This is a genomic window from Streptomyces zinciresistens K42 (assembly GCF_000225525.1).
Taxonomy (GTDB): domain Bacteria; phylum Actinomycetota; class Actinomycetes; order Streptomycetales; family Streptomycetaceae; genus Streptomyces; species Streptomyces zinciresistens.
Genome location: NZ_AGBF01000211.1, coordinates 1 through 10759 on the forward strand (window position 1 = coordinate 1; position 10759 = coordinate 10759).

Below are 10759 nucleotides of genomic sequence, written 5' to 3' on the forward strand. Positions count from 1 at the left end.
ACGCCGCCGGGTAGGAAATCCCGTGCGGCACGTATGTCCGCCGGGGAAGTGGGCACGCGCTCCGTACCCCCACGGGAGTCCGGCATCGGAACCCCCACCCGGCGGCCGCCGGGTCCCCTCTCCCGGACCCGGCGGCCGCCCGGCCCCTCCCCGCCGTACCGGTGGCGGTGTGGGCCGGGCCACAGGGACCGGGCAGTGCGGGGTCCGCGATGCGCGATAGCCTGACCGGTGGATCTCTCGACGCCAAGAGATCGATCATCCTGACGTCCCGCACCCCGGGGCGGGGACGACCCACCGACAGCTGTCCTACGGAGAACGCCATGACCCGCACTCCCGTGAACGTCACCGTCACCGGCGCGGCCGGCCAGATCGGTTACGCCCTGCTCTTCCGCATCGCCTCCGGCCAGCTGCTCGGCGCGGACGTGCCGGTGAAGCTGCGGCTCCTGGAGATCACCCCGGCGCTCAAGGCCGCCGAGGGCACCGCCATGGAGCTGGACGACTGCGCGTTCCCGCTGCTCCAGGGCATCGACATCACGGACGACCCGAACGTCGCCTTCGACGGCACCAACGTCGGTCTGCTCGTGGGTGCCCGCCCCCGCACCAAGGGCATGGAGCGCGGTGACCTGCTGGAGGCCAACGGCGGCATCTTCAAGCCCCAGGGCCAGGCCATCAACGCCCACGCCGCGGACGACGTCAAGATCCTGGTCGTCGGCAACCCGGCGAACACCAACGCGCTGATCGCCCAGGCCGCCGCCCCGGACGTGCCGGCCGAGCGGTTCACCGCGATGACCCGCCTCGACCACAACCGCGCGCTGACGCAGCTCGCGAAGAAGACCGGCTCCACGGTCGCGGACATCAAGCGCCTGACGATCTGGGGCAACCACTCCGCCACCCAGTACCCGGACATCTTCCACGCCGGCATCGCCGGGAAGAACGCCGCCGAGGTCGTGAACGACGAGAAGTGGCTCGCCGAGGACTTCATCCCGACCGTCGCCAAGCGCGGCGCGGCGATCATCGAGGCCCGCGGCGCCTCCTCCGCGGCCTCCGCGGCCAACGCCGCCATCGACCACGTCCACACCTGGGTCAACGGCACCGCCGACGGCGACTGGGTCTCGATGGGCATCCCGTCGGACGGCTCCTACGGCGTCCCGGAGGGCCTGATCTCCTCGTTCCCCGTCACCACCGAGGGCGGCCGGTACGAGATCGTCCAGGGCCTGGAGATCAACGAGTTCTCCCGCGCCCGCATCGACGCCTCCGTCAAGGAGCTGGAGGAGGAGCGCGAGGCGGTCCGCGCCCTCGGCCTCATCTGAGCCGCCCGCTCCGGGCGTCCGTTCTCCACGGTTCCGTCAGGAACCCGCGCAGGCCCCGTTCCCGACCGGAACGGGGCCTGCGGCCCGTCCGGCCCGGCCGCGGGTGACCGCGCCTCAGCCGTGCAGCCGCTCCCCGAACCGGTGGCCGGCGCAGACGTGGTCGCCGTAGGCGGGGATCTCCGTGCAGCCGCACGCCCGGTACAGCGCCCGCGTGCACGCGCGCACCAGGGACGGCGAGGAGATCCTCGTCCGCGCGCGCCGCGAGGTCGTGCTGTGCGCCGGTGCCGTCGGCTCGCCCCGGCTGCTGCTGCACTCCGGTGTCGGACCGCGCGCGGACCTGGCCGCACTGGGCATCCCGGTCGTCCACGACCTGCCGGGCGTCGGCGAGAACCTGCTCGACCACCCCGAGTCGGTGGTCGTGTGGGAGACCCGCGGACCGATACCGGACAACTCCGCGACGGACTCCGACGCGGGCCTGTTCGTGCGCCGCGACCCCGAACACCAGGGCCCCGACCTGATGTTCCCCTTCTACCGGATCCCGTTCACGGACAACCCGGAGCGACTGGGCTACGAGCGCCCCGAGTTCGGCGTCTCGATGACCCCGAACATCCCCAAGCCGAGGAGCCGCGGCCGGCTGTATCTGACCAGCGCCGACCCCGGGGCCAGACCCGCCCTGGACTTCCGGTACCTCACCGACGAGGACGACTACGACGCCCGCACCCTCGTCGACGGCATACGCGTAGCCCGCGAGATCGCGCGGACCGAGCCGCTGGCGAGCTGGCTCAGGCGCGAGGTGTGCCCCGGCCCCCGGCGTCACCGGCGACGACGAACCGAGCGAGTACGCGCGCAAGGCGGCGCACACCGTGTACCACCCGGCCGGCACCTGCCGCATGGGCGCCGCCGACGACGAACGGGCAGTGGTGGAACCGCAGTTGAGAATCCGCGGCCTGCAGGGCATTCGTATCGCCGACGCCTCCGTCTTCCCGGCGATGACCGCGGTGAACCCGATGATCGGGGTGCTCATGGTCGGGGAGAGGGCGGCCGACCTGATGGGAGGTGAGGCGTGAGGGGGACGGCCTGCGGGAAGACGCCGCGGCACACGACGCCCGCGACCGCACACCCCCGGCACCGGACCGCTGTTCTCCGTCGCGGGCCTGTGGAAGGTCTTCGGACCGCAGGCCGACCGCGTCCCCGCGGACCCGGAGTTCACCGCGCTCGCCGCGGAGTTCACCGCGCTCGCCCCGGCCGCGCCGCGCTCGCAACCCGCGCGGCCATCGCCCGCCACACCGCCGCGGTGCCGAAACACACCGCCGCACCCAGTGCACACACCATCCCGAACAGCACAAAACGACTGTAGAGGAGCTGTGGAACCGCAGCCCCACGGCGACGGAGCGCACCACACCTCTCTAGGCTGTATGCCTGACGAACCACGGACAACCGCATCACCGGGGGGAACACACATGGCGGAGACACGGCGCCGACTGCGCTCCAGCACGGTCGCCCTCGGCGGCATGGGCGTCATCGCGGCCGCGCTCACCTCCTGCGGCTCGGATCCCGACCGCCGCTGCGTCGACCGCGACAGCTACACCTACGAGGGCTACAAGGTCGTCGCGGACAAGAACTGCAAGTCCGGCACCGGCGCGTCCGGTTCGTCGTACGGCAAGGGCGGCACGAAGCGGGGGAGCGGCCCGGACGCCGCCTGGTACTACGACGCCGACCTCACCCGCGGCCGCGCCGACTACGGCACGTTCAACCGCGGCGACGCCGTCGACCGGGGCGGCTTCGGCTGCTCGGGCAGCGGCAGCGGCGGCGGCTGAGCGGGACCCGCCGGCCATGGAACGCCGTACCGTCGAACCCCGCCCGGACTGGCAGCGCACCGTCGAGGAGCAGGGGCTGATCTATCCCCTCACCCGCCACCCCGACGACTCCCTGCGCCCCTACTGGGACGAGAGCGCCTACTACGTCTTCTCCCTGGAGGAGGTCGAGGCGCTGGAGGAGACCGTCGGGGAACTCCACGCCATGTGCCTGGCCGCCGCCGAGCACATCGTCACCGCCGGCCGCTTCGCCGACCTCGGCATCACCGACCCGCGGGTGGTGGACGCGGTCGCCGAGGCATGGCGGCGCCGTGCCGAACTCCCCTCCCTCTACGGCCGTTTCGACCTGCGCTACGACGGCACCGGACCGGCCAAGCTCCTGGAGTACAACGCCGACACCCCCACCTCGCTGGTCGAGGCCGCGTCGCCGCAGTGGTTCTGGATGGAGGAGCGCTTCCCCGGCGCCGACCAGTGGAACTCCCTGCACGAACGCCTCGTTGCCGCCTGGCGCAGGCAGGCCGCCCTGCTGCCGCCGGGCAGCCCCCTGTACTTCGCCTACTCCTCTGCCGACGAACTCGGCGAGGACCTCATGACGGTCGCCTACCTCCAGGAGACCGCCGAGCAGGCGGGCCTGGACACCGGCTGGATCTCCATGGAGGAGATCGGCTGGGACCGGCTCGCCGGCCGCTTCGTCGACACCCGGCTCCGCTTCATCCGCAGCTGCTTCAAGCTCTACCCGTGGGAGTGGCTCACCACCGACCGCTTCGCCGACCACGTCCTCGCCACCCTCGACAACGGCGGCGGCACCGGCAGCACCCTGTGGATCGAGCCCGCCTGGAAGATGCTCCTCAGCAACAAGGCCCTCCTCGCCGTCCTCTGGGAGCTCTACCCCGGCCACCCCAACCTGCTGCCCGCCCATCTCGACGGCCCGCGCGACCTGGCCGCCACCACGGGCTGGGTCGCCAAGCCCCTGCTGGGCCGGGAGGGCGCCGGGGTCACCGTGCACGAGCGGGGCGCCGCCCCCGAGGTACGCGAAGAACCCTGCTGCTACCAGCAGTTGGCCCCGCTCCCCGCGTTCGACGGCCACCGCGTCGTCCTCGGCGCGTGGGTCGTCGAGGACGAGGCGGCGGGCCTCGGCATCCGCGAGTCGTCCGGCCTGATCACGGACGAGTACGCCCGCTTCCTGCCCCACGTGATCCTGTGACCGACCCGCTGCCGGGGACGCCCGGCGCCGCCGCCCCGGCAGCCCCGCACGCGCCGCGCCGCGGGCCCGCATGGTGGACGCCGGGCCGTGCCCCGGGACGCGGCCGGTAGGCTGGCGGCGGGCCGTGACTGGCGCGCTGAGATGGACCAACCATCGGGGAGCGGCCCCTGGACCGCCGTCCAGACCGAGTGCCGTGCGCCTGGGCCGTACCGAGAACGCTGCACACGACGTCCGGAGGTCCCCGTGCCAGCCGAGCCCCTGTCTTCCGAGTCCACCGCCTTCCGCGCCGCCCTGGACGTGATCCGCGCCGTCGAGCCGCGCGTCGCCGACGCCATCGGCCGGGAGGTCGCCGACCAGCGCGAGATGCTCAAGCTGATCGCGTCCGAGAACTACGCCTCCCCGGCCACCCTCCTCGCGATGGGCAACTGGTTCAGCGACAAGTACGCCGAGGGCACCGTCGGCCGCCGCTTCTACGCCGGCTGCCGCAACGTCGACACCGTCGAGTCCCTCGCCGCCGAACACGCCCGGGAGCTCTTCGGCGCCCGCCACGCCTACGTCCAGCCGCACTCGGGCATCGACGCCAACCTCGTCGCCTTCTGGGCCGTCCTCGCCCAGCGCGTGGAGGCGCCCGCCCTGGAGAAGGCCGGCGTCCGCCAGGTCAACGAGCTCTCCGAGGCCGACTGGGCCGCCCTGCGCCAGGCGTTCGGCAACCAGCGCATGCTCGGCATGTCCCTGGACGCCGGCGGCCACCTCACCCACGGCTTCCGCCCCAACATCTCCGGCAAGATGTTCGACCAGCGCTCCTACGGCACCGACCCGGCCACCGGCCTGATCGACTACGAGGCCCTGCGCGCCACCGCCCGCGACTTCAAGCCGCTGATCATCGTCGCCGGCTACTCCGCCTACCCCCGGCTGGTGAACTTCCGGATCATGCGCGAGATCGCCGACGAGGTCGGCGCCACGCTCATGGTCGACATGGCGCACTTCGCCGGCCTCGTCGCCGGCAAGGTCCTCACCGGCGACTTCGACCCCGTCCCGCACGCCCAGATCGTCACCACCACCACCCACAAGTCGCTGCGCGGCCCGCGCGGCGGCATGGTCCTGTGCGACGACTCCCTGAAGGACCAGGTCGACCGCGGCTGCCCGATGGTCCTCGGCGGCCCGCTCCCGCACGTCATGGCCGCCAAGGCCGTCGCCCTCGCCGAGGCCCGCCTGCCCTCCTTCCAGGACTACGCCCGGCGCATCGTCGACAACGCCCGTGCGCTGGCCGAGGGACTGACGCGGCGGGGCGCGACCCTGGTCACCGGCGGCACCGACAACCACCTGAACCTGATCGACGTGACCTCCTCCTACGGCCTCACCGGCCGCCAGGCCGAGGCCGCGCTGCTCGACTCGGGCATCGTCACCAACCGCAACGCCATCCCCGCCGACCCCAACGGCGCCTGGTACACCTCCGGCATCCGCGTCGGCACGCCCGCCCTGACCACCCGCGGCCTCGGCACCGCGGAGATGGACGAGGTGGCCGCGCTCATCGACCGCGTCCTGACCGCCACCGAGCCCGGCACCACCGCCAAGGGCACCGCCTCCAAGGCCCAGCACGTCCTCGACGCCAAGGTCGCCGACGAGATCGCCCACCGGGCCGGCGACCTCGTGGCCGGCTTCCCGCTGTACCCCGAGGTCGACCTCGGCTGACGCCCCGTCGGCCCGGCCCCGCACCGGGCCGGGCCGACGCGCGGCGCGTCAGCGGGGCGGCGCCACCGCCCGACCGGCTGTTTCCGGCCAGTTCCCGACCAGGCCCCCGAACCTGAGAGAATGATGGGTATGGCCACTGATCGCCCCCGCGTGCTCTCCGGGATCCAGCCCACCGCCGGCTCGTTCCACCTCGGCAACTACCTGGGCGCCGTCCGTCAGTGGGTGGCGCTTCAGGAGAGCCACGACGCGTTCTACATGGTCGTCGACCTGCACGCGATCACGATCGCGCAGGACCCGCGGGAGCTGCGCGCGAACACCAGGCTGGCCGCCGCCCAGCTGCTCGCGGCGGGCCTCGACCCGGAGCGCTGCACGCTCTTCGTCCAGAGCCACGTCCCCGAGCACGCGCAGCTCGCCTGGGTGATGAACTGCCTCACCGGCTTCGGCGAGGCGTCCCGCATGACGCAGTTCAAGGACAAGTCGGCCAAGCAGGGCGCGGACCGGGCCTCGGTCGGCCTGTTCACGTACCCGATCCTCCAGGTCGCCGACATCCTGCTGTACCAGGCCAACGAGGTCCCGGTCGGCGAGGACCAGCGCCAGCACATCGAGCTCACCCGCGACCTCGCCGAGCGCTTCAACGGCCGCTTCGGCGCGACCTTCACGGTCCCGAAGCCGTACATCCTCAGGGAGACGGCGAAGATCTACGACCTCCAGGACCCGTCGATCAAGATGAGCAAGTCGGCGTCCACGCCGAAGGGCCTGATCAACCTGCTCGACGAGCCCAGGGCCACCGCGAAGAAGGTCAGGAGCGCGGTCACCGACACCGACACCGTGATCCGCTTCGACACCGGGAACAAGCCGGGCGTCAGCAATCTCCTCGGCATCTACTCGACGCTGACGGGTACCGGAATCGCGGAACTGGAGCAGCGGTACGAGGGCAAGGGCTACGGTGCGCTCAAGACGGACCTCGCCGAGGTCATGGTCGACTTCGTGACGCCCTTCCGGGAGCGGACCCAGCAGTATCTGGACGACCCGGAGACGCTGGACTCGATCCTGGCCAAGGGCGCGGAGAAGGCCCGTGCCGTCGCCGCGGAGACCCTCTCGCAGGCGTACGACAGGGTGGGCCTCCTGCCCGCCAAGCACTGAGCCCGCCGCGCGGCGGACGGCCGGAACCCGGCCGTACCACCGCAGAGCGCTGCACATCACTACGGATGCGCCTGCCCACGGTGGGGACGTGGCCGTACAGTCGATAGCCGGGGGCCGCGACGGGCGGCCGCCCACGCTCGCCGCCGGGCATCCGCCCGCGCCGGACGGGCACCACATCACCAGACAGGACGGGCCTCCCGCGAGGGCGGGCCCGCCGACCGACGACAGGAGACGACGTGGGGACCGTAACGATCGGCGTGTCGATCGCGGTCCCGGAGCCTCACGGCAGCCTGCTCCAGGAGCGGCGCGCGGGCTTCGGCGACGCCGCGGCTCACGGCATCCCCACGCATGTCACGCTGCTGCCGCCGACGGAGGTCGAGTCCGCGGCGCTGCCGGCGATCGAGGCCCACCTCGCCGAGGTCGCCGCCGCCGGGCGCCCCTTCCCGATGCGGCTGTCCGGCACCGGCACCTTCCGGCCCCTGTCGCCGGTCGTCTTCGTCCGGGTCGCCGAGGGCGCCGAGGCGTGCACCTGGCTCCAGAAGGAGGTCCGCGACGCCTCCGGACCGGTCGCACGCGAACTGCAGTTCCCGTACCACCCGCATGTCACGGTCGCGCACGGCATCGGGGAGGCGGCGATGGACCGCGCCTTCGAGGAGCTGTCCGACTACCGCGCCGCGTGGCCCTGCACCGGCTTCGCCCTGTACGAGCAGGGCCCCGACGCCGTCTGGCGCAAGCTGCGGGAGTTCGTCTTCGGCAGCGCGGTCGTACCGCCCCAGGCGGGCCACGTGGAGCGCGGCCCCATCCCCGCGAGCTAGGGCGGGGGCCGGAAGGTCAGAGCGGCAGGCGGCGGAAGAGCGCGCGGGGCGCGTGGCGCAGGGCCGACATCACCACGCGGAGCGCGCCGGGCACCCAGACCGTCTCCGAGCGCCGCCGCAGGCCCAGTTCGATCGCCGTGGCCACCGCCTCGGGCGTGGTCGCGAGCGGCGCCTCGTCCAGGCCGGCGGTCATCCTCGTCCGCACGAACCCGGGCCGTACGACCATGACGTGCACCCCGGTGCCGTGCAGCGCGTCGCCCAGGCCCTGGGTGAACGTGTCGAGGCCGGCCTTGCTGGAGCCGTAGATGAAGTTGGCCCGGCGGGCCCGCTCGCCGGCCACCGAGGAGAGCACGACCAGCGAGCCGTGCCCCTGGGACTGCAGGGCGGCGGCGCTGAACAGGGCCGCCGAGACCGCGCCCGTGTAGTTGGTCTGCGCGACCCGGACCGCCTTCAGCGGCTCGCGCTCGTCGCGCGCCTGGTCGCCGAGGACGCCGAAGGCGAGCAGCACCATGTCGAGGTCTCCCTCGGCGAAGACCTTGCCCAGCACCGCCTCGTGGGACTCGGGGTCGAGCGCGTCGAAGGCCGTCGTGCGCACCTCCGCCCCCAGGGCGCGCAGCCCGGCCGCCGCCTCCTCCAGGGCGGGCGAGGGGCGTCCGGCCAGCCAGACCGTGCGGGTGCGGCGGGCGACCAGGCGCCGGGCGGTGGCCAGCGCGATCTCGGACGTACCGCCGAGGACGAGCAGGGACTGGGGGAGGCCGAAGGCGTCCTTCACGACAGCTCCTAGGGGGATCGGAGGGGGCGGGGAAAGCGGGGCGGGCTACAGGCCCAGGCGGCGCGCCAGGTCCGAGACGAACACCCCGCGCGGGTCCGCCTCCTGCCGCAGCGCGCGGAACTCCGCCGCGCGCGGGTACATCGCGGCGAGCAGTTCGGGCCGCAGCCGGGAGTCCTTGGCGAGGTAGACGCGCCCGCCCGCCGCGGCCACGTCCTCGTCCAGCGCGTCCAGGAGGGCGGCGAGGCCGGGCAGGCCGGCCGGGACGTCCAGGGCCAGCGTCCAGCCCGGCACCGGGAAGGAGAGCCAGCCCGGGTCGGCCTCGCCGAAGCGCTTGAGGACGGCGAGGAAGGACGGGCAGCGGTGCGCGCAGACCCGCCGCACGATCCGGCGCAGGGTCTCCTCCCGGCCGTGTCCGACCACGAACTGGTACTGCACGAAGCCGCCCCGGCCGTAGATCCGGTTCCAGTGGGGCATGCCGTCCAGGGGGTGGAAGAACGCGGACAGCCGCTGGAGTTCACCGGTACGCGCGCGGGGGGCGCTGCGGTACCAGAACTCGTTGAACCAGCCCACGGTACGGCGGCTCAGCAGCCCCTCCGGGAACAGCGCGGGCGGGGCGGGCAGCCGGCCGGGGCGGAAGGCGAGCGGCTCCCGCCACGCGCGCGTGCCCCTGCGCAGCGCCTCGCGGGGGGCGTGGTCGCCGCGGGTGAGCACGGCACGCCCGGTGGCGGCGCCGCGCGCCAGGAGGTCGATCCAGGCGACGGAGTAGCGGTACCTGTCGTCGCCGGCGGACAGCCGGGCCATCAGGTCGTCGAGATCGCGGGCGCGCTCGGTGTCGACGGTCATCAGCGACGTCTCCACGGGCAGCAGCCGGAGCGTCGCGGTGAGGATCACCCCGGTCAGGCCCATGCCGCCGGTGGTGGCGTCGAACAGCGGCGTGCCGCTGCCGACGGTGCGGACCTCCCCGTCGGCGGTGAGGAGTTCGAGCGAGAGCACGTGGCGGGAGAAGGAGCCCGAGACATGGTGGTTCTTGCCGTGGATGTCGGCCCCGATCGCCCCGCCGACGGTCACCTGCCGGGTGCCGGGGGTGACGGGGACGAACCAGCCGAGCGGCAGCAGCACCTCCATCAGCCGGTGCAGGGACACGCCCGCGTCGCAGGAGACGACGCCCTGGTCGGCGTCGATCGCGTGGATCCGGTCCAGGCCGGTCATGTCGAGCACGGCGCCGCCCGCGTTCTGCGCGGCGTCGCCGTACGCCCGTCCCAGGCCCCTCGGGATGCCGCCGCGCGCTCCGCAGCCCCGGACGGCGGCGGCGGCCTCGTCGTACGTCCGGGGGCGGATCACGAGGGCGTTGGTGGGGGCGGTGCGGCCCCACCCCGTGACGGAGACGGTCTCGGCAGGCATGTCGGCGACCGTAGCGCCCGTCCGGGACGGATTACTGAGGAAACATTCCACTCCTCCCCGAAATGGGTGATTAATGGGATGTCGCCCAATATTGCCGTAATTCCTGGAATCCGGGCGTGAACAGTGGGTCCACATGGACCATCACGACGACAGCGGCCGGCGACGTCTCCGGGGCGCCGACCGCCGCATCCTCACGGCGCTGCACGCCCGGGGCGGCGACCCGCGGGTGGCCGCCGCCGCGCGCGTGCTGTCCCGCACCGGCGAACACGGCGCGCTCTGGCTCGCCGCGGGGCTCGCGGGCGCCGCGGTGGACCCCGGACGGCGCTCCGCGTGGCTGCGCGGCACGGCGCTCACCGCGGGCGCGCACCTCGTCAGCATGGGCGTGAAAAGGGTGGTGCGCCGCCCCCGCCCGGCGCACGTCGCACCCCGGGTGCCCACCCTCGGCCGGCACTCCTTCCCCAGTTCGCACGCCGCCTCCGCCGCCGCGGCCGCCGTCGCCTACGGCGCGCTCGGGGCGCGCGCGACGGTCCCGCTGGCCGCCGCGATGTGCCTGTCGCGCCTGGTCGTCGGCGTGCACTACCCCTCGGACGTGGCGGCAGGCGCCGCCC

9 protein-coding genes, 1 pseudogene and 1 riboswitch are annotated in these 10759 nt (G+C 73.4%); of the genes and pseudogenes, 8 read left to right on the top strand and 2 right to left on the bottom strand.

The features are described from left to right. Positions 1-320 precede the first annotated feature (320 nt). The 7 genes and pseudogenes from SZN_RS31595 (at position 321) to SZN_RS31625 (ending at position 7978) form a co-directional block, all read left to right on the top strand. Positions 321-1310 carry a malate dehydrogenase gene (locus SZN_RS31595; protein WP_007503035.1) on the top strand — a complete coding sequence of 330 codons (990 nt, stop codon included), beginning with the start codon at positions 321-323 and terminating at the stop codon, positions 1308-1310. 211 nt (positions 1311-1521) lie between these two features. Continuing rightward, positions 1522-2377 (top strand): annotated as a pseudogene (locus tag SZN_RS31600) (GMC family oxidoreductase); the annotation flags it as partial. 393 nt (positions 2378-2770) lie between these two features. Beyond that, positions 2771-3127 carry a hypothetical protein gene (locus tag SZN_RS31605; RefSeq protein ID WP_007503037.1) on the top strand — a complete coding sequence of 119 codons (357 nt, stop codon included), beginning with the start codon at positions 2771-2773 and terminating at the stop codon, positions 3125-3127. Positions 3128-3143: 16 nt separating this feature from the next. Then, positions 3144-4328, top strand: a complete 1185-nt coding sequence (locus SZN_RS31610) for a glutathionylspermidine synthase family protein (RefSeq protein ID WP_007503038.1) — start codon at positions 3144-3146, stop codon at positions 4326-4328. A 114-nt stretch (positions 4329-4442) separates the two neighbouring features. Then, a riboswitch (ZMP/ZTP riboswitch) is annotated at positions 4443-4540 on the top strand. A 31-nt stretch (positions 4541-4571) separates the two neighbouring features. Continuing rightward, positions 4572-6020, top strand: coding sequence for a glycine hydroxymethyltransferase (locus SZN_RS31615; protein ID WP_007503039.1), 1449 nt, complete (start codon positions 4572-4574; stop codon positions 6018-6020). A 129-nt stretch (positions 6021-6149) separates the two neighbouring features. Beyond that, positions 6150-7163: a tryptophan--tRNA ligase gene (trpS, locus tag SZN_RS31620; protein WP_007503040.1), complete on the top strand. Its 1014-nt coding sequence runs from the start codon at positions 6150-6152 to the stop codon at positions 7161-7163. A 236-nt stretch (positions 7164-7399) separates the two neighbouring features. Next, positions 7400-7978 (top strand): 2'-5' RNA ligase family protein, encoded by a 579-nt coding sequence (locus tag SZN_RS31625; protein ID WP_043734145.1) that lies wholly within the window; start codon positions 7400-7402, stop codon positions 7976-7978. A gap of 16 nt (positions 7979-7994) precedes the next feature. Here SZN_RS31625 and dprE2 read toward each other — a convergent pair whose 3' ends face one another. Beyond that, positions 7995-8750 carry a decaprenylphospho-beta-D-erythro-pentofuranosid-2-ulose 2-reductase gene (gene dprE2, locus SZN_RS31630; RefSeq protein WP_007503042.1) on the bottom strand — a complete coding sequence of 252 codons (756 nt, stop codon included), beginning with the start codon at positions 8748-8750 and terminating at the stop codon, positions 7995-7997. Positions 8751-8795: 45 nt separating this feature from the next. Then, the gene (gene dprE1, locus SZN_RS31635; RefSeq protein ID WP_007503044.1) at positions 8796-10151 is read right to left on the bottom strand and encodes a decaprenylphosphoryl-beta-D-ribose oxidase; all 1356 of its coding nucleotides are present in this window, start codon (positions 10149-10151) and stop codon (positions 8796-8798) included. 133 nt (positions 10152-10284) lie between these two features. On the opposite strand from dprE1, the gene SZN_RS31640 reads away from it, so the two are divergent. Continuing rightward, positions 10285-10759 (top strand): phosphatase PAP2 family protein (locus tag SZN_RS31640; protein WP_007503046.1); only part of this gene is annotated, 475 nt, incomplete at its 3' end.